26 protein-coding genes, 1 tRNA gene and 1 pseudogene are annotated in these 23902 nt (G+C 40.6%); 24 read left to right on the forward strand and 4 right to left on the reverse strand.

The window, feature by feature from the left end; all coding sequences use genetic code 11:
- Positions 1-29 precede the first annotated feature (29 nt).
- Positions 30-416, reverse strand: a pseudogene (locus tag OGY15_RS07730) (DUF1062 domain-containing protein); the annotation flags it as partial.
- 192 nt (positions 417-608) lie between these two features.
- On the opposite strand from OGY15_RS07730, the gene OGY15_RS07735 reads away from it, so the two are divergent.
- The 22 genes from OGY15_RS07735 (at position 609) to OGY15_RS07840 (ending at position 19627) form a co-directional block, all read left to right on the forward strand.
- Entirely contained in the window at positions 609-1238 is a 630-nt protein-coding gene (locus OGY15_RS07735) for an ECs1377 family protein (protein ID WP_286538898.1), read from the forward strand.
- Positions 1239-2147: 909 nt separating this feature from the next.
- Positions 2148-2909 (forward strand): response regulator, encoded by a 762-nt coding sequence (locus OGY15_RS07740; RefSeq protein WP_151217515.1) that lies wholly within the window; start codon positions 2148-2150, stop codon positions 2907-2909.
- A gap of 56 nt (positions 2910-2965) precedes the next feature.
- Positions 2966-3262 carry a PapB/FocB family fimbrial expression transcriptional regulator gene (locus OGY15_RS07745; RefSeq protein WP_187253491.1) on the forward strand — a complete coding sequence of 99 codons (297 nt, stop codon included), beginning with the start codon at positions 2966-2968 and terminating at the stop codon, positions 3260-3262.
- Positions 3263-3683: 421 nt separating this feature from the next.
- On the forward strand, positions 3684-3935 hold the full coding sequence (locus OGY15_RS07750; RefSeq protein ID WP_151217512.1) for a Flp family type IVb pilin: 252 nt from the start codon (positions 3684-3686) through the stop codon (positions 3933-3935).
- 96 nt (positions 3936-4031) lie between these two features.
- Positions 4032-4916 carry a hypothetical protein gene (locus tag OGY15_RS07755; RefSeq protein WP_210904516.1) on the forward strand — a complete coding sequence of 295 codons (885 nt, stop codon included), beginning with the start codon at positions 4032-4034 and terminating at the stop codon, positions 4914-4916.
- A 47-nt stretch (positions 4917-4963) separates the two neighbouring features.
- The gene (locus OGY15_RS07760) at positions 4964-6394 is read left to right on the forward strand and encodes a type II and III secretion system protein family protein (RefSeq protein WP_187253488.1); all 1431 of its coding nucleotides are present in this window, start codon (positions 4964-4966) and stop codon (positions 6392-6394) included.
- Positions 6395-6405: 11 nt separating this feature from the next.
- Entirely contained in the window at positions 6406-7554 is a 1149-nt protein-coding gene (locus tag OGY15_RS07765) for a CpaE/TadZ family protein (RefSeq protein ID WP_252837802.1), read from the forward strand.
- A 16-nt stretch (positions 7555-7570) separates the two neighbouring features.
- A complete protein-coding gene (locus OGY15_RS07770; RefSeq protein ID WP_151224787.1) occupies positions 7571-8860 on the forward strand; it encodes a TadA family conjugal transfer-associated ATPase in 1290 nt (429 codons plus the stop codon).
- Between the two features lie 44 nt (positions 8861-8904).
- Complete coding sequence (locus OGY15_RS07775; RefSeq protein WP_286538899.1) at positions 8905-9762, forward strand: type II secretion system F family protein; 858 nt, start codon at positions 8905-8907, stop codon at positions 9760-9762.
- 19 nt (positions 9763-9781) lie between these two features.
- Positions 9782-10624: a type II secretion system F family protein gene (locus OGY15_RS07780; RefSeq protein ID WP_210904520.1), complete on the forward strand. Its 843-nt coding sequence runs from the start codon at positions 9782-9784 to the stop codon at positions 10622-10624.
- Positions 10612-11823: a tetratricopeptide repeat protein gene (locus OGY15_RS07785; RefSeq protein WP_286538900.1), complete on the forward strand. Its 1212-nt coding sequence runs from the start codon at positions 10612-10614 to the stop codon at positions 11821-11823. Before OGY15_RS07780 ends, OGY15_RS07785 begins: the two co-directional genes overlap by 13 nt.
- 40 nt (positions 11824-11863) lie before the next feature.
- Positions 11864-12226, forward strand: coding sequence for a hypothetical protein (locus tag OGY15_RS07790; protein ID WP_151217495.1), 363 nt, complete (start codon positions 11864-11866; stop codon positions 12224-12226).
- Between the two features lie 37 nt (positions 12227-12263).
- A complete protein-coding gene (locus OGY15_RS07795) occupies positions 12264-12803 on the forward strand; it encodes a GTP-binding protein (RefSeq protein WP_151224782.1) in 540 nt (179 codons plus the stop codon).
- A gap of 2 nt (positions 12804-12805) precedes the next feature.
- On the forward strand, positions 12806-13357 hold the full coding sequence (locus tag OGY15_RS07800) for a roadblock/LC7 domain-containing protein (RefSeq protein WP_151224781.1): 552 nt from the start codon (positions 12806-12808) through the stop codon (positions 13355-13357).
- Positions 13358-13379: 22 nt separating this feature from the next.
- A complete protein-coding gene (locus OGY15_RS07805) occupies positions 13380-13838 on the forward strand; it encodes a hypothetical protein (protein ID WP_151219963.1) in 459 nt (152 codons plus the stop codon).
- Positions 13835-14260: an A24 family peptidase gene (locus OGY15_RS07810; RefSeq protein ID WP_151219962.1), complete on the forward strand. Its 426-nt coding sequence runs from the start codon at positions 13835-13837 to the stop codon at positions 14258-14260. Before OGY15_RS07805 ends, OGY15_RS07810 begins: the two co-directional genes overlap by 4 nt.
- 10 nt (positions 14261-14270) lie before the next feature.
- Complete coding sequence (locus tag OGY15_RS07815; protein ID WP_187258648.1) at positions 14271-14753, forward strand: TadE/TadG family type IV pilus assembly protein; 483 nt, start codon at positions 14271-14273, stop codon at positions 14751-14753.
- Positions 14728-15357 carry a tight adherence pilus pseudopilin TadF gene (gene tadF, locus OGY15_RS07820; protein ID WP_278237767.1) on the forward strand — a complete coding sequence of 210 codons (630 nt, stop codon included), beginning with the start codon at positions 14728-14730 and terminating at the stop codon, positions 15355-15357. Before OGY15_RS07815 ends, tadF begins: the two co-directional genes overlap by 26 nt.
- Positions 15358-15374: 17 nt before the next feature.
- Complete coding sequence (locus tag OGY15_RS07825; protein WP_286538901.1) at positions 15375-17213, forward strand: pilus assembly protein; 1839 nt, start codon at positions 15375-15377, stop codon at positions 17211-17213.
- A gap of 143 nt (positions 17214-17356) precedes the next feature.
- On the forward strand, positions 17357-18094 hold the full coding sequence (locus OGY15_RS07830) for a CZB domain-containing protein (protein WP_286538902.1): 738 nt from the start codon (positions 17357-17359) through the stop codon (positions 18092-18094).
- A gap of 195 nt (positions 18095-18289) precedes the next feature.
- Entirely contained in the window at positions 18290-18988 is a 699-nt protein-coding gene (locus OGY15_RS07835; RefSeq protein ID WP_187258651.1) for a CZB domain-containing protein, read from the forward strand.
- Positions 18989-19156: 168 nt separating this feature from the next.
- On the forward strand, positions 19157-19627 hold the full coding sequence (locus OGY15_RS07840) for a transglycosylase SLT domain-containing protein (RefSeq protein ID WP_370608056.1): 471 nt from the start codon (positions 19157-19159) through the stop codon (positions 19625-19627).
- 44 nt (positions 19628-19671) lie between these two features.
- On the opposite strand, the gene OGY15_RS07845 is transcribed toward OGY15_RS07840, so the two are convergent.
- Positions 19672-19743 (reverse strand) — tRNA-Arg (locus tag OGY15_RS07845).
- 75 nt (positions 19744-19818) lie between these two features.
- Entirely contained in the window at positions 19819-20760 is a 942-nt protein-coding gene (locus OGY15_RS07850; RefSeq protein WP_286538903.1) for a formate/nitrite transporter family protein, read from the reverse strand.
- A gap of 288 nt (positions 20761-21048) precedes the next feature.
- Here OGY15_RS07850 and mlaA point away from each other — a divergent pair, with 288 nt between their 5' ends.
- On the forward strand, positions 21049-21804 hold the full coding sequence (gene mlaA, locus OGY15_RS07855) for a phospholipid-binding lipoprotein MlaA (protein ID WP_151219954.1): 756 nt from the start codon (positions 21049-21051) through the stop codon (positions 21802-21804).
- A 59-nt stretch (positions 21805-21863) separates the two neighbouring features.
- Here mlaA and fadL read toward each other — a convergent pair whose 3' ends face one another.
- On the reverse strand, positions 21864-23144 hold the full coding sequence (gene fadL / locus OGY15_RS07860; protein ID WP_286538904.1) for a long-chain fatty acid transporter FadL: 1281 nt from the start codon (positions 23142-23144) through the stop codon (positions 21864-21866).
- 371 nt (positions 23145-23515) lie between these two features.
- On the opposite strand from fadL, the gene OGY15_RS07865 reads away from it, so the two are divergent.
- Positions 23516-23800, forward strand: coding sequence for a YfcZ/YiiS family protein (locus OGY15_RS07865; protein ID WP_003834838.1), 285 nt, complete (start codon positions 23516-23518; stop codon positions 23798-23800).
- The last annotated feature ends 102 nt before the right edge of the window (positions 23801-23902 follow it).

Here is a 23902-nt window from a genome sequence, read left to right on the forward strand (position 1 = left end):
CTCACAATCTTATTGTGAGCTTCATACTGTTAACGTTGGCCCAGAACAACTTTTCGCCGAGCATATAATGTGACTGCTGACAGCTGAAAATCCAAATATCCTGTCATTCGTTTTCGGGATTTGAGTTCTTTCATCGTAATACCACTAATATGGCCTTCATCTATCAGTTTCTTTATCTCCGCGGTGCTGAGTAAAAGCTGGCGCTTCAAGATCGATAGCACACTAATCTGAAAAGAGTGGGAAAGTCTGATGGTTACGGTGACTTTCTGGCCGGTTTTGATGCTGACCTGCCACTGTTCCTGAATACGAAAATCAGGTTTACCTGCAAGTTCAGCCTTGTTACGGCTCAGGGTCGCTTTATCATTGGCAAAATAGTGAACCGTACTGGCATCGTTGGTGATAAATCGATGAAACAATGAATCTTGCGAGATTACCAGTGTGGCAGCCTTTAAGTATATGAGTTCAATCAATATTCATTATGTTGTCACGGTTGAAGTCACTGCGGATGCCGGGCACTCTGGTGACTTCTACCAGCAGGCTTCCGGTTGCATTCTGTCGCTGGTAAAGTGAGCAACCCTTACCGATATTTGACCAGAAAGGAATTCCGTGTGACCGAACGTATTGATTATCAGACTGAAAAGTACAGCTTTACTGAGGCTGCTGAGAGTTCTCGTCTTACCGGTCAGTGGGCTGATGTTATTGCTGAATGTCGGGAAATGAAGGCAGGTTCGGAAGAGCGTCTGCGTATTGCTTTATTGAATGTGGACTATGTGACCAGCTTTGAGCTGCCCTTTCGCTTGTTGCTACTCCGCACCCCGCAACTGATCGCCAGCGTGCGTGATGAGCTACAGCTTAGCCAGAAAAACGTCCTCTTTAACGGCAAACGCTTTGGCTGCGTATACAGTCTGAAAGCGAGCCTTGGCGGAATACCGAATGAATTCCAATACCGTCTCTCGCATCGTATCCGGCGCATTGATCCCACAGGCTTAAACGAAGCGCCGTATCAGCAGATTGCTAAAGTAGTGAAAGCACCGCGTGAACGTCTGAAGCTGGCGCTGGAATCGGGTCTTGATGTCACTGCTCTGGATGGACTCTTCTGGTTTGGCAGCCAACGTATTGCTGCTGATGTACTGAGGCTAAGAAAAGCAGGGATGCGGATAGCTACAGGACAGAAGAGTGTGTCCGATAACCTGACTGCAACCGTGAGAAACGTGCCGTTTTATCGCCTGGCTAATTAATGAATGAACATGAGCGACTTGTCTGACAGACCCTTTCCAGGGGGGCTGCAGAGTACTTAGGTATAGACATTAAAAGTTATGGCTCATCTCAAAAGCATATTAAATATATGATAAATAATGATATTAATGTATGCAGGCTATGAGTGTCATTGTGATCTGAGGGCAAAATTGCCTTGCTTTACTGGATCTACGCACTACTGCTAACCCTGCGATGACGCACCGTTTTACTTTTTGGACATAGTAATAGGCGATGTCGTAATTCATCAAACCGTCCCACCCTGATGTTGGTTGGCTACACGCTATGTAAGAGTCGAGGTGTGCGAACAGGCGACATCTATAGTGTACTGAGTCCGCTATCAACTCAAACCTTGCAGGGATCTCTGCAATTTTCTCTAGCTTGTAACAATTTTTTCCTTAATTTTAAGTATCTCATCGGATGACCTGGATGAAATCTCACTTCATTGAACGGCCATGCTGTTTGAAATTGTCTGAAAAAAGTCAAAGTTAAGACATTAACGAAATGTATGCGATTGCTAATACATAAGTTTGATTAATTAATCCTAAGCGTAATATCTTAAGCTTCGATTTACAGGAAGGGGAAGTACATAATTTAACTTGCTGTAATAATGGTTTTTTATTTATTTTATATAAATTATATAAAAATTGTAATTATTATTCTTAATTACATGAATTGTATGGCTTTTGACAAAAAACAAAAAAATAGAAACATCAATTATTTAAAGTTTTGTATTTGAGTGTATGACTAATGTTTTGTAGTATTGATTAGTTTTCAAGATCTTATCGATCGATTTTATTGGTTTTTACCCATTAAGTATTTGTTTAAGAATATTTGTAACAAAGAACTGGCCTGTCAGTATTTTTGTACATGACAACAGGAGGTTGCCTGGGATGTGTGCTGAGAAAACATCAAAAGCTCTGCAACGTGCAATTGTTTATTCCACGGAGTGGGCAAAAACAATCGCATTGAAATATTTGTGCGGGCATTCTGCTTGCGGAAAAGAAATTTATGTAGAGACTACAGGAGATCTTAGAACTTTATTTTCTCGTTTAAGTACGAAAAGCACTGAAGTTCCCGATATTATTGTTCTGGATATCCCTGCCAGGGATTATGTCGGTCTGCTATGCCATATTCGTCGCTTGCATCCGGCATTGCCGGTGGTTATCACACAGTCACGAATATTATTCTCTGACCGGGCGGTAGCCTCTTGGTTTGGCAATATTTGGCTACGTGAATACGACAGCCTATTGGCGGGATATCCGGGGGCGTTGATCGGTTCTTGCATGACAGATCTGCAATTTGCGGGCACATATAGCTCCGCGGCCTGTTCGACAGAATGTCCGGGACGAATGAGTGATGCAATACTCCTTAATCACGTGGAACGATGGTTGTGCGGGCGTCTGACAGAAAGAATTGGTTCAGGGCTCTGCGCGCAGGTTGCAACTGAATGGTTGTCACGAGGGATCTCCGCACAAGAGGTGGGGAAGCGTCTGAACCGCAGCGACAAATTGGTATATCACTATCGCAGTCGGATTATACAAGAACTGAGAATTTCCGGTCATCCGCGGGACTTTATCGCCTCATTATCTTTGAAAGAGGGGCCGGTACCTTCAGACCGCCCGATGACATGCCAGATGAGAGTTGTCGCGTAGTCACCAGTAATTCATCAAAGAATGGGAAGCAGGGTTAGAAGATTATGGGGATGCTGATGCGTAATGAATATTATCAGAGGCGTTATTCCATTCCAGGTAATTTACAACCAGGGATGGTGGATATTCGTCATTTGCGATTGCTGATGGTGTTGTGCAGCATCAGTAATCCACGAATGGTGCTGGCGCTGGAAGAAGTACTGGTTAATGGGCTGTCGCGGCGGGAAGCATGTGAACGCAACGGTGTATCTCAGAGTCATTTGTCGGTGAAATACCGCAGGCTGCAGGACGTAAACCAGATTGTGTTACGAATTTACCCGTATGTACAGGATGAACTCGAATGCAGTTCGGGATAACAGGACAGAAGTCATTAATTTGATAGGGATGGCTGTATTAAAACTGTTAGTAAAGTTAAATTTTTATTTAGCCTCAATTATTAAGTGTATTTAAAAGGCATTTTTGCCAGGGGCGATTGTACCTTTTATTCAGAAAGTAAGTTATTGGATTCTGTGAAATACAAAATCCGTGCGGTAGCTATGAAAAGAAAAAATGTTATAAAAATTCAGCAGGTAACTTACACGGCAATAGTGAGCAAAGGATACTTCTTAACCCAATATCAATCAAAAGCAGATGGCAAATCGCTTCGTTGTTAAAAAAAGGTTGTAGGGGAAAGCGGTAATGTAGGAAAGAGTCTCAGTTGCCTGAGACTGATTACAGTAAACGTCAGAAGGGCAAGCTCTTACTGGTTTTTTAAATTTCTTTCAAAGGAAGAAAAATATGTTAAATAATACCTTACTTAAGGCATATTGTGGTGCCGAAGTATACATAAAAAATAGCGTAAAAGACTTTTTCAAAAAAGAAGAAGGCGTAACCGCTGTTGAGTATGCAATTGTGGTGGCAGGTGTAGCTGCAGTGGTCCTGTTTATCTTCGGTTCAAGTGGACCTGTGCGGGAGATGTTAAACACTACGTTTACTACACTTCAGACAAAAATTACATCAATGATAAATGGTGGCGGAGCAACTCCGTAAAATTTTTGCATAAGTAGATTTTAAGAACACTGAGAATATTTGACTAAACTTTCTTTTTTAGAAAGGTTTTAATTATTTAAGTATTAAGGGATTAGAATGAAGCGGAAACTCGTCATTATCTATATTTTGATGATTTTAGTCGGTATTGTCGGTATTTTTATTTTCAGTAATAATGCGCCGGACACGGAGGTCCAGCCATTAACTCAAGCTAAGCCAGAAGAGCCAACGATTGAAGTTAAACGCGTCGAGGTTATTAAAGATTTAACTCGTGGTAAAATTTTAACCACTGACGATTATCGCATTAACGCGATAAGGAAAAAGGAAAGCGAAGTCACCGCTGCAGAGAAAAAAGCGATCGAAGGACTGGAAAATATCACTGGTTGGGCGTTGAAGTCGGATCTCAGTAAAGATACGATGATTACGCTTAATGATGTTGCCAAACCCGGTACGACAGAATACTTTGAGCTTTTCTTGTTGCCTGGAAATGTTGTCTATACATTTACCTTACAGAGTAATGAAAATTATCTTCTCGACAATGTGAAAACCGGAACTGGCGTAGATATCTATTTGATATATGGTCGAGAAATTAGTCGGGATATGAAGGAAAGTATCGTTTCACCTCCCACGTCCGTTACTGGTCGTAGCTTAAAAAAAGTTATTTCTAATAAACGAGTCCTTGCTATTAATAAAGCAAAACGCAAAGAGAAAGACGGCATTTATACGATTGCCGAAGGTAGTCAGGTAATCGTTGAGCTGAACAACGATGATGTGAAGATCCTGAAAGGGTTAGAAACAGGAACTAAATTAGTCTTATTCCCGGCGAGTGATAAAGATCAACAAGAACTGACACTGGATAATTTGTTGCTGTTACAAGAAAGTAATTGGGCTGATGATGCTCCTTACTTACCTGAAGGCAATTATCCTGCACCGGGCCTGAGCGATGGTCCTGCCCGAGATGGTGTAACTGAATTACGCGGATAAGCGCTTAATCGATGTGATAGTTCTGTAAATTGAAAAAGGATAATCTAATGCGTCTGACCACTTTTTTATGGCAAGTAAGTGTATTGTTCTCAACTGTCTTTATAAGTTCAATAAGCCTTGCAGAACAAATGTATATAAAGCCGGGCATGTCAAAGCAGATTAAAACCAGTGAGCCTATTAAAACTGTTTTTATTTCATCGCCCGAGATTGCTGACTATAAGGTTATCAGTAATAAGGCTGTGGTGTTGTATGGTAAAAAGGTAGGTACCGCTGAAATATCGGTATACGGCGCTAATTCGAAGGTTATTTATAACGTCAGTCTCGGTGTTGATCCATTATTACCGGAGCTTTCCCAGCGTATCAGACAGGAATATCCGGGTAGTAATGTTATCATTAAGCGTTTTAACGATAATGGTGGCAAGGCTTCTTATATCTTATCAGGTACTGCACCAAGTGAAGAAATCAAAGATGGTGTATATCAACTGGTTGGAAGTTTAGTCGGGACATCTGCAGAAGAGAAAAAAGTTGAGGCAGACGATACCAGTAGCAACGGTGTTGGTGGCAGTAATATGATGGTTAAAAGTGACAAGATTCCTTTTGCCAGCTACAAAACCTATGACAATATTATTAATCGTATCGAACTGCCATCATCGAATCAGGTCAACGTAAAATTGACTGTGGTAGAGGTGACAAAAGAATTTACCGATAACCTGGGAATCGAATGGAGTAGTTTAACTCTCGACAGCATGATGGGCGGGGGGACGACGGCAAACTCAGCAGGAACGTTCAATCTGTTAGGTTTCAAAAACGGGTTTGATGCCAGAAATATCAGTACTCTTATTAATGCAGTGCATAATGATAAAATTGCCAGAGTACTTGCACAACCAAACCTGACTGTTTTATCAGGAGAATCAGCTAACTTTCTCGTCGGTGGGGAAATTCCGATCCTGATGCAGGATCGTGATGCGACAACAGTCACTTACAAAGAATACGGTATTCGTCTTAACATTGCTGCTAAGGTTGAGAGAAAAAATAAAATTAAGCTTTTTATCTCTAACGAAGTTAGTAGCGTAACGGGTACATATGCTTACAATACCTACCAAATTCCAACGCTGAAAACGCGTAAATCGAATTCAACGATTGAATTAGGTGACGGGGATAGTTTTGCAATTGGTGGTTTGTTGAATGAATCCGATCTTGAAACTTTAACCAAGGTACCTTTCATTGGTGACATCCCGGTTTTGGGGGCATTAGGTCGTCGTGCTGGAAGTGAGCGCAGCAAGACAGAATTAGTCGTATTCGCAACGGTTAATTTGGTGAAGCCTATGTCATCTGGTGAAAAAATAGCGTTACCTAAGTTTAATAAAACGTCATCAACCAGATTGTTCTTTAACACTGGCGTTGATGAAAAAACGCGCAGCGATCGATTAAATACGGATACCGCTCAGTTTCTTGATCAAGTTGGCTTTGCTAAATAAGGGGATTTAATATGAGACTGTTTAGCACAACAACGGATACAGAAACTAAAGAAGACAGTAATCGGGTGGTTCTTGACAGAAGCAAGGTGGTTTTAGTTTCACGGAATCAAAAGATCCAGCTCGATGTTAAAAATGTGCTGATGATGCACAATATAAGCAGCATTGTGCAAAAGGAAGTTGCAGTTAATGAATATCTTGACGATCAGGATACCAAAGATGCAGGTTGGATGATCCTGGATATTGAAGATGAAAACGACATTAATGTGATTAATGAAGTAACGTCTTTGATTGTTCCTTATGATGTTTATTATGTACTGATCGGTAATACTGATTCCATTGCATTTGCCAAAACCTTAGAAAAAAGTGGCAGTAAATATCTTTACATCAATACGCAAGTTAATGAATTACCAAATGTTATCTTAAAATCTCAGGTACAAAGCGCCGATAAGTCGACGCTACGTATAAGTATTCTGGGATGTAAAGGGGGATGCGGTACCTCTACTATCAGCAACGAAGTTTTGATGTCACTGAATAATTTCACAACTGCGCCTTGTCTTTTGATTCAGGGGGCTACTGGTAGTAAAGATTTCGACTTAATCTCAGGTAATGAAATTGATGCTTCAGATAGTAAAGTGCAAAAAATCTCTGATAATCGCTCGATAAAAATGGAATCAGTAAATGAGACATTAAATTATAGCGACCCAGTATTCAATCACTTTAATATCGCTTTGTTTGACCATAACGCTTGTGCAATTTCCGCAGAAAATTTAGAGTTAATATTTAAAAATTCGAATACTATCGTTTTAGTTCTTGGCCGAAATTTTTCATCTTTCAGAACAGCCAAAAGAGTGCTGGATGAGTATGCAAGGTTTGAGCGACAAAAGAATGATGTTATAAAACGAAAAATCATCATTAGCATTAATGAGTATAATGTTGCTGATAACAAGCAAAAATTCTCTAATGAAGATATTGTGGATTATTTGGGTAAAGAGATTTGTACAATACTCCCCTATTATCAAAGTCGGAAAGAGAATGATATTTTCTCGCAGCGTGCGCTTCAATTATCGGCAGCGATCCTGGGACGTGAAAAAATAGAAATTAAACAAAATAAAAAAACATTTAATTTGTCCAGTATTATCAATCGATTTAGTAAAAAATAGAGGTTGTAGAGGCTAAATGGGACCTAATGAACTATCATCATTAAGAATATTTAGGGAAAATATTCTTAAGAAACTGGACCTGGATCGTATTGATGCGATAAAGGATGATAGAACAGCACTGGAAACAGAGATAAGTGATATTTTACAGCGGGTATCTGCTGAGATAGGTCAATATTTATCTACTCAACTTCGGCTGGAACTCATTAAACTCGTGGCTGATGAAATTTCTGGCTATGGACCATTACGAGATTTAATGGAAGATGATTCCGTTAGCGATATTCTCGTTAATGGACCAGAACAGATATTTGTCGAACGCAGCGGGCGACTGGAAAAGGTTGGTACGTTTTTTCTCAGTAACCAGCAGTTGACAGAGATTGCCCGGCGCCTGGTTTCTAAGGTTGGGCGTCGCGTTGATGACTCGCAGCCACTGGTTGATGCCCGTTTACCTGATGGTAGTCGTTTAAACGTTGTTATTGCGCCAATTACTCTTGATGGCACATCGATTTCAATTCGTAAATTTGGTAAAGGCAAAAAAACGTTAGGTGACTTAATTAACTATGGAAGTATGGATGAAATGATGGCCAACTTCCTGGTTATTGCTGCCAGTTGCAAAGTCAATATTATTATATCCGGCGGTACCGGTTCCGGAAAAACAACGTTGCTGAACGCATTATCGCAATATATTGGTGAAACAGAACGTATCATCACTCTGGAAGATGCGGCTGAACTCCGTCTGATTAAACCACATGTGGTACGTATGGAAACGCGTATGGCCGGCGCGGAGCAGCAGGGGATGATCCCAATGCGTTCACTGGTTATAAACTCGCTCCGTATGCGGCCCGACCGTATTATTGTCGGCGAATGTCGTGGTGAGGAGGCATTCGAGATGCTGCAGGCGATGAACACCGGTCACGATGGTTCAATGTCAACTCTACACGCCAACTCGCCGCGCGATGCCATAGCACGTCTGGAAAGTATGGTGATGATGGCAAGTGCGTCCTTGCCGTTGATGGCTATCAGGAGAAATATTTCATCGGCGATACATCTGATTATTCAGGTTTCACGTATGCCGGATGGCTCGCGAAAGGTTATGAATATATCTGAGGTAATGGGGATGGAGGGGGAAAATATTATTATCCAGGATATATTCACATTCGAAGCTTCATCTCAAAGAGATGCGAATGGTAGGATTCAGGGGGTTTATAAGTTTAATGGTCTTTTGAAACGATCTGTCGTTTACCGTCAGGGTGTTATCTATGGTATGACTGATGCCTTGAACGAATTATTTGGGAGTCAGATTCAATGACACTTTTTTTTATTATACTTGTAGTTCTTGGTACTGTGAATTTTATGGCGGTGCTCATTTATTACAAAAAAGTAAAAAAACTGGATGGCGGTCAACAACGTTTCCATATTACCACCAAAAAAAATAGCTGGAATAGCCAGCTGTTTGAACGCTTAAAGCAAGCTATAACGGGGGACGTCAGAAGCGTGAAATCAACGTACCGTAACATGAAGCCAAAAGATGCTTTCTTGTTTATCGGGTTGTTTTTGGCAGGTGTTTATATTAACTTTGTTTATTTAAAGTTTAATATCATCATCGCGTCCTTACTCTTACTCATAATGCTGAATTATGTTCATTACAAATCAAGTCAAAAAAAACAAAGGGCATTATTTGAAATTGAATTTTCGGAGGCGCTGAATATCATCAATAGCTCTATTAGCTCTGGAAATTCAATAGTGGTAGGGATTACCCAGTGTGGTAATAAGTTAAGTGGTGAAGTAGTCGGCCCTGAGCTTAAGATTGTATCTCGCAGACTTAGTATTGGTGAGGATGTCAATACTGTGTTAATGGATTCATATGAACGTTTACCCTATCGTGAGTATTATTTCTTCATTCTCGCTGTAATGATAAACATTAATGGGGGAGGCCAGGTCAGGGAAGTAATGACTCGTTTAGCTAAACAGATATCGGATGCAAAAATTACCGACCGCAAGAAGCTGACGATGACGTCTGAAGCCAGAATGTCAGTAAAAGTATTGGCTATGATCCCTGTCGGTTTTATCTTTGTCCTGAATTTTTTAAGTCCTGAGAATTTTGATATATTAATAAATCATGAGTCAGGGAAATATATTTTGTATTATGCTGTTGGAAGCGTTTGTCTTGGACTTGCGATCATATGGAATATGATGAATAAAGCTGTTTAAAACTATGGAGACATAACAAATGTCCTTATATGTCCTGTATTTTTTTGTGGTATCTTTATTTTTTGCTTTTTTGTATTTGTTGACTAAAAACAAAAAAACAAAGAAAATTTCCTCTGTACTGGGAAGACAGGGTAATATCGTCGCCAAAAATGAAGAGTTAGTTTCAAATATTGAAAAAATTTATCGTAAAACAAGTAAGACAGTGACTTTTTTTGATTTTTTAGATTCTAATATTTTTTTGAAATTCGGTATAGTGATTGCTTTTTCGTTACTTATTTTTATTCTCGGTGCGCTTGGTATACTTAAATATGATAAACAAACACAGGCTATAATTATTGGTGTGGCATTAGTATTAGTGATTCTTATTCCTCCAAGAATAAAGAATTATGTAATGAAAAAAAAGACAAAGAAAATAAATGTCGATTTACCTTATGTTATAGATATTATGTCTATCTGTGTTCAATCTGGAATGACCATAGAGAATGCTTTAATTTACATTTCGAAAAACATCCAATTTATTAATAGCGATATCGCAAGTTTATTAGAAAGAACTGCTATTAAAATTGAGGTGAGTGGCATAGTTAGTGCGCTTGACCAATTGTATGAGGAAGTTCCCAGCGCCGAGGTACGAATGTTTTGTACCACGTTGCAACAAAGTATCACTTATGGGGCATCAATCAGTACCGTGCTTGTTGAGTTATCTAAGGAGATGCGAGAGATGCAGCTTTTATCCGTTGAAGAAAAGGTTGCTAGTTTATCCGCTAAAATGGCGGCTCCGATGATTTTATTTATTATGTTTCCGATACTTGCGATCGTAGCAGGTCCCGGATTTATCAGGATGATGGCAATATGGGGAAGTTAAGCGTTTTAGTAATTTCTTTGTTACTCGTAGGGTGTAGTTCACAAACCAACCTTGATAATAAAGAACGAGAATTTATCTTAACAAAAGTTAATAACTATAAAGGACTTATCGCATTTTATCGCGAACAGCTTAGCAAGAATGACACACCTGAAGTTAGACTGAAACTCTGTGAAGTTTATAACAAAATTGAAGATTATGAATCCTCGCAGAATTGTCTTAAAGAGTTGGTAAGTTCTTCTCCTACGGATGAGTCTTTGCTATTGTCGGCACAAAATAATAGCACTCTTGGCCATGATGAGATCGCATTAAGGCAAATAGATGAAGCGATAAAAATAAATCCTAAAATGGGAGAGGCTTATAACCTCAAAGGTGTAATCCTTGCACATTTAGGCGATTTAGAAAACGCGAAGGAAAGTTTTGAAAAAGCAAGAAATTTGTTTGTTGCTGAGGATATTGTAAATAATAACCTGGCAATGATCGCTATTGTAGAAAAGGATTACAATCTCGCGAGATCTTATTTAATGCCCCTGTATTCCAGAGGTTATAATTCGCCAAAAATTGTTCATAATCTGATTTTTACACTTGTTAAGCTTAACGACTATAGCACAGCAGATATGCTAATCCGGCAAAATAATCTGGAGGGCTCATCTCAACGCTTAATTGCCGATCTTGATGGTATTATGACTACGATTCCTGAACGCAAGTCGCCAGACGTCGGTGTGAAAGTTTCAGCACAAGGTGTTATCGAACAACCAAAAAAGAATAATTCAAGTTTGTTGAATGCGAGCGAAGATAACACTAAGGTGCTAACTGAAAATAAAAATATTGCTCCACGAGAAGTTGCCGTATCACCAGATGGCCCTGGTCAGGTGGAGAATATTGTGATAGGTGAACATGGTAAATTTGTTCGTCTGGTGTTTATTTCATCTTCCTTTATTAAGGGAGAGAAAGTAACTGGTGGGCGTGATAATCATGTTGAGTTTGTTTTGAAAAATATAAAAACAAACAAAAAAATGGCCGATTTAACTCGTAATATTAAAAAATACACTAAGTCATTAAATGATGTTTCAATACAGCAGCGCGGTGACGACTTATATCTGACATTTAATGCCAAGCGCGTCGTGAAACAGGTTAGGGCTTATATTTCACCAAAATCATCCATATCTAGTAATCGATTAGTATTAGATATTATTTTCTAAGCCTTATTGAGGCGTAGTTAAACCAAAGTAGGAGTTGTTTATGAGTAAGTTAAGTGATTCACTTGAAAATCTAATGGAACTTGATGGCGCAGTTTGCGCTGCCGTAGTTGATACGCGTAATGGAATGATCTTAGGTCATGTGGGCACAGGTATTGATATTGAGATCGCAGCAGCAGGCAATACCGATGTGTTGAAGGCGAAGCTCAAAACAATCAAACTCCTTGGTTTGAATGAAACGATTGAGGATATTCTTATTACGCTGGAAAAACAATACCACATTTTGCGTCCTTTACAGAAAGTTGAATCTGTATTTATTTATCTTGTGTTAGACAAACGCGAAAGTAACCTGGCATTAGCACGTCGTAAGGTTATGGATGTTGAATCTTCTGTAGAATCAATTTAATACTCGCTTCACGTACCCTATACTGAATATAAAAGATATGGATGATTATAAAGTTTTATTTATAGGCCGTAGTGGTTCGGCAAAAACAACGGCCATAAATTCTGCAAGCCAGATTAATGTCGTTTCAACGGATGTGGCCATGTCATTTATGGCCTCTGACGAAAAAAAAGAAACGACAGTGGGCCTGGATTATGGGGATCTACTTGTGGAAGATCGTGCTGGTCAGTGCCGATTGCGTTTATATGGTGTTCCTGGGCAATCCAGATTCTCCTTTTCATGGGAAATTCTACAGCAAGGTTGCTCTGGTCTTATTTTAATGATAGATGCAACTGATAAATTCGCTATTGAGGATATTCATTATTATACAACCGCTACGAGTTCTGACTGTGAGCGGATTATGCTTCCTACAGTTATTGCTGTTGTAAAAAGTGATTTGCTGAATCTTGAGGCATTATCGAAATTAAAAGAGGCTATCCAAAAGGAAAATATTTTGTCCCCAATACTCTGGATAGATGCCAGAAATAAAGATGCCGTTGTATCAGTATTAAGTGTGTTATTAAAGCAAATCAGGAGGTAGTTATGAAGAATGGACTTCCTTTTCCATTGAAGTTTACAGTTAGCTCAGATAAGGATAAAAGTGCAAGTGTAGAAGGCCATCCTGAGCAAATAATAGAGCCTGAGGTCGTTCTTCAACCTCTTGATGAAAAGCAAGAGAAGATAAGTGATAACGACAAAAGTTTTGTAGATTCTGCTCTTAAAGAACAGATTGATAAGACATTGAATAATTATGTAAGTAAATTCCCAGATATACAGAACCTCGTGCTTTCAACAGTAGATGGTTTTGAAATATCTTCTGTGCTTGATCAGGGCGGTGAAGAGATTATTCGAAAAGTCTCAGCTATGTCGAGTTCTCTGCAATCTATAGGTTCAGCAATATTAAGAGAGATTGGTGCCCCAGGATATCAGTATCTATATCTGAATAATGGTAAACGCTCGGTATTTATCTATCTTATCTCTGGTAATCAACTGGATGTTGTTCTGATGGCCGTTTCAGGTGAGATTGATTCTTTGGGCCAGGCTCTTTGGATGATGCAAAAATTAGTTGATGAAGTTAAAGAGTTGATTCAATAACGGATAGTTAAGGATTTAATAAATGAATAGTGTATTAGTTTTCAGGCTCTCAATGGAATTAGTCGCCGCAGATATTATCTCCGAATATATTCCGTTAAAACCTGTGCTTGATAATCGTAATGAATTAATTCAGGACCAAATACAGACTTATATTTCTTTAGTTTCTGATAATCTAAGCACATGGCAGAAAATAGGAACTCAAAAGGGATATACTACAGCACAAACTGACCAATTGATTGAGTTTGCATTTTTATTAGTAAAGTCTGATATTGCATCAAACTTTATTGGTCATTCGCCTGTTCTTTGCGATCGTATGACTATGATTGTTGAGTCTGTTATAAAATACATGAATATACTCAATATACCGATGTCGACCTCGTTTGATGAACTTCCTGAAAAATCTGTATCTATTATTATGGAAAAGCCAAAAGTTATGGGGAGAAAAAATGTTAAAAGATTTCCCCGTAAAGGTAGGAAATGATGGTGATTACAGGCATTGGATATTCAATCATTATATGCACAATACTGTATGGTATTTATACTGATATCAAGGTCAGGAAAATATATAACAGCGTGCCGTTGATTATCATTGCTGTTAGTCTATTTTTGAATGTGTTTTCAGATATTAATGTATCTTATGTATCAGCATCTCTAATTCTGATAGTTGGATTTGTCTTAAGTGTGTTTAATATATGGGGGGCAGGTGATGCAAAACTATGTTTTGCTTTATCACTATCAATTCCCGGGGTGAATTTACCTGCATTCCTCTTATTGACCTCTGTTATTGGTGGAGTGATGGCTATCCTGATGCTAATTACTCCGCGCTTGTACGGAAAATATAAAACGCTACCTTATGGCATAGCAATAGGTTGTGGCTACTTCATGAACTTATTAACCTTTTAAGGAGGCTTGATTGCACACCTTAATGCGCATGATAAAAAAAATTAAAGGTGAAGACGGCGCGATCGCCGTTGAGCTGTCATTAGTCATTATTCCATTCCTTGTGTCTATATTATTTATCATAGAGTTGTGTCGTGTTATGTATTTGACATCGGCTTTAGATGTAGTGCTTGCTGAATCTGGACGATATATCTCGTTGGATAGTACTGTAACTAATCATTCAGAAGCATTCGAACAAAATATAAAAACAAGTGCACGCAATTGGCCTTTGCTCTACAGTGGAAGCGAAATATCCGTAACCGTTAAGCATTGTAAAAATATACCTGACTTGCTAAGTGATAGTTGTATTACGGGGGCGACTACTACAGACCATTTTTTGTCAGTATATTCATTTAAATATAATTATCATCCCGTTTTCTTTTTTTTTGGCACTGGTTTTTTCTCATCAATATTTGAACGGAATATAGTTTATGTACAAGAGCCCAACAGAGTATAAGCGTTTTTTTTGGCAGAAGAGCCAGGCAAGCGCCACAGTTGAGTTTGCTTTTGTATTTCCCATCATCGTTTTACTGGGTCTTATGCTGATTGATTTTACTTTTCATTTCTCAGCTGAAAGTAAACTTGCCAGATTAAGTAATTCTATGTCATCCATGTTGAGAGAACGCAGTACGTTATATGCCAATAACCTTGTTGTTGAGTCTGAAGATGTGAAAAATATTCAAAAAACGGTGGACTTATTACTTGGTTCCGATGCTTTAAAGGGCACTGTCAGCGTCAGGGTGCAAACGGTTCATTTCTCTGATACCTCCACAAAAACGGGCAAAATTTTAGATGCCACGAAGTCGAGAGATATTTATGAGGCTGCCAATAGTGGCGCGGTGGCGCAACAAAATTGTAAAGGGGCATTTGATATTAATAGTGCTGAGGTTTACAAGATGTCACCGTGGATGCAGGAAACTGAAGATAAAGGAAAGTGGGCCCCGCTATATCAGGTCACATTATGTACAAAAGGAAGAAATAGTCTGTTTTTGAATGCGTTGTCCAGTACTGGCATTATTGCAGACACTATTTCAGTTAGTAACATTGTTATTCCAAGATAAGCATACAGGTGATAGTGATGAAAATGTATAATAAGTTTCATATTCGCCGCTTTATCCGGGGTGGTAACGCAGGTGTCTCAATAATGTTTGCTATCATTCTTCCTGTGCTGATTGCAACTTTTTCCTTAGGCATTGATGGTTCACGCTTTTTGATTAAAAGAGCACGTCTTGCAGATGCCTTATCTCAGGGAAGTTTTGCGGTAGCTTCCACAAATTCCAACCTCACCACTGAACCTGAAAAAATTGAAGGTAAAGAATTGGTGAAAAGTTATATTAATTATTATATTCCGAGCAAAGAACTCGACGAATCAACGCTTGCTGTCTCAGCTAATATTGATGTTGATCCGGATGATTCAACAAAAGTTAACTCTATTGAATATGTGGCTACTGCAAAAATAATTGCACACCCCATCATTGATGGAATCAGCAGGGCATTGCCTGGATTTAATAAAGATGTACCTATCATTGCTGATGAAAACAATGGCATTGTGCGTAAAACAATCGGTGAGGTAAATATTGAGAGCGATATCGCTTTCGCAGTCGATTTTTCTGGTTCTATGCTTGGACGGACACCCGATGGAAAGTTACGAATTCAGGTTTTACGGGACGTAGTTAATGATTTGTCATCCCAAATTGCTAATGAAAAGTCAAAGTCAAAAATTGCTATTGTTCCCTTTGATATTGGGATACCGGTCAAACTGGAAGAAAAAAATGAGGCTGGCGGTGATCGTATAGGATGTGCTACCCCCTATAAGTTTAAAAACAAGTATGATATTGATCATGCTTTCTGGGCTAATAAAAAAACAGACTGGACTTCTTCTGGGAATAATACATCTGGTCCAGATCGAGAAGACGTTATCAGAAGCTATCTTGATCTTAAACGTTATGAATATTATTCTAATTATATCAATGCAGCAGGAGTCAATTACAAAAAATTTTGCACATCTAACACATCATATGATAGTTCTGTATCCTCAGGGAAACTACACTCTAATCCATTATCTTGTGAAGCTATTAAAGAAGTAAGTGCTGTCTCATCATCTAATTATATTGAAATACAAAATTATAGTCAGATAATGCAAGACTATTTCCATCCTTTGATAAATGATATGAAAAGTCAATCTTTTGCCAATGATACAACTATTGATTACGCTGGTACTGTAGATGAGTCTTTTTTATTCGATGAGAAAAAGGATAATAAATTTGAGAGACCTTTTTCCAGTTTTGACATGGGTAATCCCTTTAAACAAATATGCTTGACGGGATTTAATTTTGCAGGCGTAATTCCTGCATGGGGGCCAGATAAAAGTATCCCTCAAGGGTACCCCTATGGGCGTTCGGATAATTATTATTCTAGATACTTAAGTGAAGTGAGACAAAATGCATATGTTATAGGGTTATCATCTGATAAATCAGAGATTGATAAGTTTCAGTCAATGTGGCCAATGGATGGTGCTGGTACAGATATAGTTGCTGGACTGCTTTATTCTGCCCGAGAGGTGGCTAAGGGAGAAAACCCGCGGAAAATTATAATTGTTGTAACAGATGGTGAGGAATATGGTGAGCAGCAAACTGTTGCCTTTAAATTTCGAACGCCTGCAGTATGCCAAAAAATAATGGATGGTGTAAAAAACAACTCAAAAAATACTAAAGAAGTTAAAATCTATTTTGTCTCAATTGTAAATGACTTTCAAACTAGTTCAATAATATATGATTGGAAGAAGAACTGCGTTGGAGAAGATGGCGCCTTTGTTGCTACTGACTACTCTGCTCTGAAGGATGCGATAACCAGTATATTTAGTAATGAACCGGGTGGTTTAAAATTCATCAATAAATCAGACATGATCGTGCCTTAATAATTTAAGCGGCATCTTTTGTTTATGGGTATATAAATTGAGGGCTGCTTACGGCAATTATAATGATTTTAAAATTTTTGAGTCGAATATTTATCAAACAAGAAATTGCATCATCAAAAAGTGTTATAAAGGAGCCTGAATTTATGAACAAATTTGACAATGTTTTAGAACAATTGCGCCCTGATAGTTCAGTTAGTTATGTTGCATTTGTTGATATGAATAGTGGGATGAAACTGGCTTCTGTCGGTTTATTAAAAGATGGTGATGCGCTTATCGACTGTTCTATACGGGTGATGCGAGCAGAGCTTAAAACAATCAAACTATTAGAAGTTAACGATGATGTGCTGGATATACTCATTACGACTGATGACGAATATCAACTGTTGTATCCTTGCCGAGGGATGAAAGATATCTTCATTTACCTGGTAGCAAGCCGTGAGCGTGCAAATCTTGCTTTGCTTAAACGTAATATCTCTGATGTTGAGGCTAACCTAATCTCCATAATGTATACAGATGGCGACATTCAAAATCATGGTTTTAATGTTAAGTCGGCATTGGATGCGCATTGTCGCTGGCGTGATAAGTTAATTGCAATAATCAATGGCACCGATACTGTTACCAATCTTAATGAACTTGGGATGGATGATAGGTGTGAGTTAGGACAGTGGCTGCATACAGTTGGTCAAAACCAATATGGCAGTATGTCTGAATTTCAGGAACTAATGAAATTGCATCATGATTTCCATTGTTGTGTGCAGGAAGTTGTTGATATGTATATCGCTGAAGGTGTTGACGCTGCGAAATGCGAGTTGACGGGGAATTTCCAGAAAAGGTCTGCACTTGTACAGGAACAAATCGTCCATTTCTTTGACAGTATTTAATACTGTTGATTGAGTTAAGGGCGTTGTTCGCAGCGCCTGTTATTTCTATGAAATGGTAATCAGTTTTTAACTTCCGATTTGTTGCTGGCATGATACATGCTGTACAAATAAATTTATTGTAATTTTTTAAAGGGATTTATTATCCAGTTTCTGGTAGTGAAAAGGCTTTCAGTGAAGTATATGAAGGATTTTTCCATGTTTACATCTGAACTACGTGACATTGTCCTCGATCATATTCGCTCCAGTGCTGTAACAAAATTTGCCCATGTGCATTATACATCGGAGAAGAGTTTTCGCTTACGCGAAAGTATGTTGCATTCGGCATCGCACTGTAGGGAAGAATCTCAGTCACTTACTCTTGTCCTAAACCGTCAGTATCGCCTTGTTAATCATCTTGCTAAAGATACCCAGCAAGATAATTACAAAACTGAACATAGCCAGTTATTAAAGCTGGCACGTGAGCAGTACCAACAAACGGGTTTTACTCAGGAGAATCTAAGTCGTGTTGCGTCGGGGTTGGCTCTTGCGGCGGACAAGTTATTATTTGCACTTCTTAAAGTACAGCACTATCAATGGCGTGACAGGTTGTATATCGCTTTGTTGACAGAGCAACATAATAATATTGTTTCTGATGAGCGAGAGTGCACCTTAGGGCTATGGATACATGGCGAAGGTCTCCGTCGTTTTCGTACGTTGCCTGGTTTTCGGGAACTCGACGCCTGTCATCACCTTGTTCATGAGACCAGTAATAATCTTTTCAGACGCAAGCTTAAAACGTTTACCCCTGAAGAACTGAAACGAGTATTGCATGATGTAGAAGAGGCTAGCCAACAACTCATTACTGCGCTGGATCGCCTTGATGAATGCACAAGTTTATTGTATCCGCAGCCATAACGTTTGCCTTACGTTAACTTTCGGCCAATTGAACTGAGTTTAATAAATTTACCGTAGAGTTCGATTATAAATTATTGTGACCTCCAATATGTAACGTCAATATGTTCAAGGAGTTATCGTGCTTAGCAGCTCTAATCTAAGTCAATTTGCTAGTAAAAAGGAGTAAAAATGAGCCGTGGTTTTTCAGGGATGATAATAACTTTTTTTATAGGTTCGCTGCTGATTTCTCTCCCTGCTTTGTCTCGGGATTGTTTTGATCGTGCTGGTAGGTATTATCGAATAGATCCCGATTTATTACGTGCTATTGCTTTCAGGGAGTCCTCCTGGCGGGGCAAAGCCATGAATATTGTATCATCAACCGAGTATGCCGTAGGAATGATGCAAATTCACTCACAAAATTTCTCTCATTTAGCAACGTTTGGTATTACACCTCAAAAACTCTATCATAACAGTTGTTTAAATATTTATACGGGTGCTTACTATCTTTCCATAGCTTTCAAACGCTGGGGATACTCATGGCAGGCTGTAGGCGCTTATAATGCTGGCTTCAAAATTAATGAGCAACAAAACTTAAAGAGAAAACAATACGCTTTAAGCGTGCAAAGTATATACAAAAAGCTTAAGCAAAGACGTCATTAAGGGATACTTTGCTGTGTCATCGAAACCGACAAGTTAGTGATAAGTGTCCCCTGCAGGAATCGAACCTGCAACTAGCCCTTAGGAGGGGCTCGTTATATCCATTTAACTAAGGGGACGAAGCGGCACGAGTATAGCGTTTTTTACCCACGACGGTAAGCCTCGGGCCGCCCAACTGCTCAAACAGTCACCATTCAGGCCTGTTTTTTTTGGTTTTTCTGCTCTTGCTCATCCCGCTTTGCTTGCAATCTGGCTTCTTCCTTGCGCTTGTTGCTCATATCATTACGGATCTGTGCGTGGCTCATCAGCGCGAAGATAAACGTCCCGCCGCAGATATTCCCTGCGAGTGTGGGTAGCGCAAAGGGCCAGAGGAAATCACTCCAGTGCAGCGTGCCGTTAAAGACCAGATAGAGAATTTCCACTGAGCCGACGACGATGTGCGTGGTATCCCCCAGCGCAATCAGCCAGGTCATTAGAATAATAACCACAATTTTTGCTGCACCGGCGGCAGGAAACATCCATACCATCGTGGCAATCAACCAGCCAGAAATGATGGCGTTGGAAAACATCTCCATTGGCGTATTTTTCATCACATCCATGCCGATTTTGACAAAAGCATCGCGAGTCTCTTCATCAAAAATCGGCATATGTTCAAACGCCCATGCAGCGACCCCGGTGCCAATGATATTACCCAGCAGCACCACGCTCCACAGGCGCATCAACAGACCAAAATTTCCAAGGGTAGGGTTTTGCATAACCGGGAGCACGGCGGTGACGGTATTTTCGGTAAAGAGCTGTTGGCGGGCCATGATGACAATAATAAAGCCGAAGGTATAACCAAGATTTTCCAGTAAAAATCCTCCAGGCACATCTTCAAGCTGCACATGAAAAATCCCCTTAGCCAGTAGCGAGGCTCCCATTGACAGTCCGGCAGCGATGGCTGACCACAGTAGAGCCATTGCGTCGCGTTCCATCTCTTTCTCCCCATCCTGGCGGATATGTTCATGGATCGCCATGGCGCGGGAGGGGAGTCGGTCCTCATCGACCTCAATCTTTTTACCTTCTAACTTTTCATCACTTTCGACCTGAAGTTCGTCGCTGTGTCGATCAATTTTTTCTTTTTCAATGTCATTCATAACCGAATCCTGAATTAGCACGTATTGCTAAAGCGTAGCGGCTTTTATGCGAAAATCAGCGGGAGAAAGTCTGAGATAGCAAAAATGGTAACGTTTGTTTTTATCGGCTTAGTTAAAATAGCAACACCGCGCGGTGTGCATTACCAGGCTATGATCAAATCAGTAAGACCGGGTATATAGACATCGTTTGACGTGCTGTTACAATCGCTCACATCTAAACAGGCGGATACGTCATTGTTCCGTCATGGATGGCAATCAGCGATAGCCATAATACACAGGGAGACACTTATGAAGCTTCGCCTGTCGGCGCTTGCGCTGGGAACCACACTGTTGGTGGGGTGTGCGAGCTCCGGTAATGAACAACAAGGGCGTTCGGACCCATTTGAAGGGTTCAACCGCACCATGTACAACTTCAACTTTAATGTATTGGATCCCTATGTTGTTCGACCGGTAGCAGTAGCATGGCGTGATTATGTTCCGCAGCCGGCACGTAACGGTTTGAGCAACTTTACTGGCAACCTTGAAGAACCGGCCGTGATGGTCAACTACTTCCTGCAAGGTGACCCTTATCAAGGGATGGTCCATTTTACCCGTTTCTTCCTCAACACCCTGTTAGGTATGGGCGGATTTATCGATGTGGCGGGTATGGCAAATCCGAAGTTGCAACGCGTTGAGCCACACCGTTTTGGTAGTACGTTAGGCCACTATGACGTGGGTTACGGACCGTATATGCAGCTTCCGTTCTACGGCAGCTTTACGCTACGTGATGATGGTGGTGATATGGTGGATACGCTGTATCCAGTACTCTCCTGGCTCACCTGGCCGTTGTCGATAGGTAAGTGGACGGTTGAAGGTATTGAAACCCGCGCGCAGTTGCTTGATTCCGACGGTCTGCTGCGTCAGTCTTCCGATCCTTACATTATGGTGCGTGAAGCTTACTTCCAGCGTCATGACTTTATTGCGAACGGCGGGAAACTCAAACCAGAAGAAAATCCGAACGCGCAAGCAATTCAGGATGAATTAAAAGAGATCGATTCCGAGTAAGGAAAGATGAAAAGAAAAAGGTGAGCTAAAAAGCTCACCTTTTTTATATCTGAAGAAAATCAGAATGCGTAGTTGAAGTTGGTACCGAACAGCCAGGCTTTACCTTCAGAATCGAAAGTATATGGGCCTTCTTTTACGGTCACTTTCTGGCCGTGCATATAAGAAACGCCAACGTCAATAGACGCGTCATCATTGAATGCGTAAGTCGTACCCGCACTCAGCCACAGACGATCCTGGTCCGGAATGGATATGGAACGCTTGCTTGCAGGAACCGGGCTATCGTCATAGGCAATACCGGTACGGAAGGCCCAGCTTTTATCCATGTAGTAAGTGGTACCCAGCGCGATGCGGTAAGAATCTTTGAAGCCTTCTTCTTTATAGAACAGCGTCTTCCCGTTGGTGCCGGTTGCTTTCAGCTCCTGGAACTGACTCCAGCTGGTGTAAGCCATGCTGTAGTGAATAGCCCACTGTGGAGCGATGCGGTTGTAACCCGACAGTTCCCACATTTCCGGCAGGTTAAGCGTCAAAGAACCCGGGACGGTGGCATTGGTTGTTCCCCAAGGGAACGCCGTGCCTGCACCAGGTAACACGTTTGCCTGGGTGCGGATGCCGCTCTTGTAATCGCCATCGAAGTCGATTTTGACTTCGGAACGATACGTTAAACCGTAGCGGTTATTTTTATCCAGCTCGTACAAAATACAGGCGTTCCAGCCATAACCCCATTCATCACCTTTCAGGCTGGCGATTTTCTGGCTGACTTTCGGCAATGCAGCCGTTTGTTCGCCGGAATAACGCTCGATTTTTGCATCGGCATAGACGGCATTAAAACCGACACCAAAGCTCCAGCTATCATTCAGACGGTAAGCACCACTCAGGTTCAGGTTGACCGTTTTAAGATCGGTCTTCCCGCCGTATTCGCCGACGATGTAACTATCGTTAAATTCAGTTGCCAGGCCATAGTTTGACGTGACAGACGCCCCCCAACCAAACTGTTCGTTGATAGGCATCACGAAGTGAGCATTAGGAACCCACGCCGTAGGCGCGATGTTGTCCGCATCGGTGCTGCGTCCGGTGTATGGCGATTTACCGGAAATATTAACGTCTGGATCGATATACACCGCACCCGCAGAAAAAGTAGGGCGATCGAACATCATAATCAGCGCCGGGTTGCGACTGGCGTTGCCTGCATCATCTGCAATAGCGCCTTCACCCGAATATGCCCGGCCAAGGCCAGAGGAAGAAAATTCGTTTAACTGAAAGCCTGCAGACCAGGCCTGTGTGGAGATAATTGCCACTGCGACTGCGAGAGCAGACTTTGTAAACAGGGTTTTCTGGCTCATGACCATAACCTCATAGATTTATTTTTATACAAACAATGTTACATACCGTAACAGGAGCGCGAAGTGTAGGGTCTGAGGTACGACTTAGAAATCAGACCAGTGCCGAGAGTATAGGTCTGACCAGCTGAAATGTTGCAAGTATGTTTATAAATATTTTCAATTCTGATCTCTGAAACGCGATCCAGCTGGCAAAATTGCGGGTATACGCACTCACCTGTTTGGGTGATTTTTGTTTTAGATCATTTTTAAGTGTGATTTCGGTCACTTATCGCATTTCATACAATTAACGACTGGAGAGGCGAATAATGGGAGCGTAAAATATCCCCATCGTTTATCTGGCACCTCAGGTGCGAATACAGAGGAAATCTACAATGAGTAAATGCAGTGCTGATGAAACCCCGGTTTGCTGCTGTATGGATGTTGGTACCATCATGGACAACTCCGATTGCACCGCGTCATACAGCCGTGTGTTCGCGAATCGCGCAGAGGCAGAAGAAACGCTGGCCGCTCTGACTGAGAAGGCACGTGGCGTGGAATCTGAGCCTTGCCAAATCACCTCGACCTTTACTGAAGAATCAGAAGGTGTGCGTCTGGATATCGACTTTGTTTTTGCCTGTGAAGCTGAAACATTGATCTTCCAGCTGGGCCTGCGTTAATCCCTTCTGTAAAAGCCCTTGCTACCCGGTAGCAAGGGCTTTTTTGTCACTGTCAGTGATTATTCACTGTGTCTTAGCTCCCACTTTCTTTTCTCCCTGCTT

Origin of the sequence: Citrobacter sp. Cu231 (assembly GCF_030332265.1) — a bacterium.
GTDB lineage: Bacteria > Pseudomonadota > Gammaproteobacteria > Enterobacterales > Enterobacteriaceae > Citrobacter > Citrobacter meridianamericanus.

Bases quoted from the DNA above. Each gene is read 5' to 3' on its own strand.
- OGY15_RS07740 (WP_151217515.1), top strand. From the start codon at position 2,148: ATGTGTGCTGAGAAAACATCAAAAGCTCTGCAACGTGCAATTGTTTAT.
- OGY15_RS07745 (WP_187253491.1), top strand. From the start codon at position 2,966: ATGCGTAATGAATATTATCAGAGGCGTTATTCCATTCCAGGTAATTTA.
- OGY15_RS07750 (WP_151217512.1), top strand. From the start codon at position 3,684: ATGTTAAATAATACCTTACTTAAGGCATATTGTGGTGCCGAAGTATAC.
- OGY15_RS07755 (WP_210904516.1), top strand. From the start codon at position 4,032: ATGAAGCGGAAACTCGTCATTATCTATATTTTGATGATTTTAGTCGGT.
- OGY15_RS07760 (WP_187253488.1), top strand. From the start codon at position 4,964: ATGCGTCTGACCACTTTTTTATGGCAAGTAAGTGTATTGTTCTCAACT.
- OGY15_RS07765 (WP_252837802.1), top strand. From the start codon at position 6,406: ATGAGACTGTTTAGCACAACAACGGATACAGAAACTAAAGAAGACAGT.
- OGY15_RS07770 (WP_151224787.1), top strand. From the start codon at position 7,571: ATGGGACCTAATGAACTATCATCATTAAGAATATTTAGGGAAAATATT.
- OGY15_RS07775 (WP_286538899.1), top strand. From the start codon at position 8,905: ATGGCGGTGCTCATTTATTACAAAAAAGTAAAAAAACTGGATGGCGGT.
- OGY15_RS07780 (WP_210904520.1), top strand. From the start codon at position 9,782: ATGTCCTTATATGTCCTGTATTTTTTTGTGGTATCTTTATTTTTTGCT.
- OGY15_RS07785 (WP_286538900.1), top strand. From the start codon at position 10,612: ATGGGGAAGTTAAGCGTTTTAGTAATTTCTTTGTTACTCGTAGGGTGT.
- OGY15_RS07790 (WP_151217495.1), top strand. From the start codon at position 11,864: ATGAGTAAGTTAAGTGATTCACTTGAAAATCTAATGGAACTTGATGGC.
- OGY15_RS07795 (WP_151224782.1), top strand. From the start codon at position 12,264: ATGGATGATTATAAAGTTTTATTTATAGGCCGTAGTGGTTCGGCAAAA.
- OGY15_RS07800 (WP_151224781.1), top strand. From the start codon at position 12,806: ATGAAGAATGGACTTCCTTTTCCATTGAAGTTTACAGTTAGCTCAGAT.
- OGY15_RS07805 (WP_151219963.1), top strand. From the start codon at position 13,380: ATGAATAGTGTATTAGTTTTCAGGCTCTCAATGGAATTAGTCGCCGCA.
- OGY15_RS07810 (WP_151219962.1), top strand. From the start codon at position 13,835: ATGATGGTGATTACAGGCATTGGATATTCAATCATTATATGCACAATA.
- tadF (WP_278237767.1), top strand. From the start codon at position 14,728: ATGTACAAGAGCCCAACAGAGTATAAGCGTTTTTTTTGGCAGAAGAGC.
- OGY15_RS07825 (WP_286538901.1), top strand. From the start codon at position 15,375: ATGAAAATGTATAATAAGTTTCATATTCGCCGCTTTATCCGGGGTGGT.
- OGY15_RS07830 (WP_286538902.1), top strand. From the start codon at position 17,357: ATGAACAAATTTGACAATGTTTTAGAACAATTGCGCCCTGATAGTTCA.
- OGY15_RS07835 (WP_187258651.1), top strand. From the start codon at position 18,290: ATGTTTACATCTGAACTACGTGACATTGTCCTCGATCATATTCGCTCC.
- OGY15_RS07840 (WP_370608056.1), top strand. From the start codon at position 19,157: ATGAGCCGTGGTTTTTCAGGGATGATAATAACTTTTTTTATAGGTTCG.
- OGY15_RS07850 (WP_286538903.1), bottom strand. From the start codon at position 20,760: ATGAATGACATTGAAAAAGAAAAAATTGATCGACACAGCGACGAACTT.
- mlaA (WP_151219954.1), top strand. From the start codon at position 21,049: ATGAAGCTTCGCCTGTCGGCGCTTGCGCTGGGAACCACACTGTTGGTG.
- fadL (WP_286538904.1), bottom strand. From the start codon at position 23,144: ATGAGCCAGAAAACCCTGTTTACAAAGTCTGCTCTCGCAGTCGCAGTG.
- OGY15_RS07865 (WP_003834838.1), top strand. From the start codon at position 23,516: ATGAGTAAATGCAGTGCTGATGAAACCCCGGTTTGCTGCTGTATGGAT.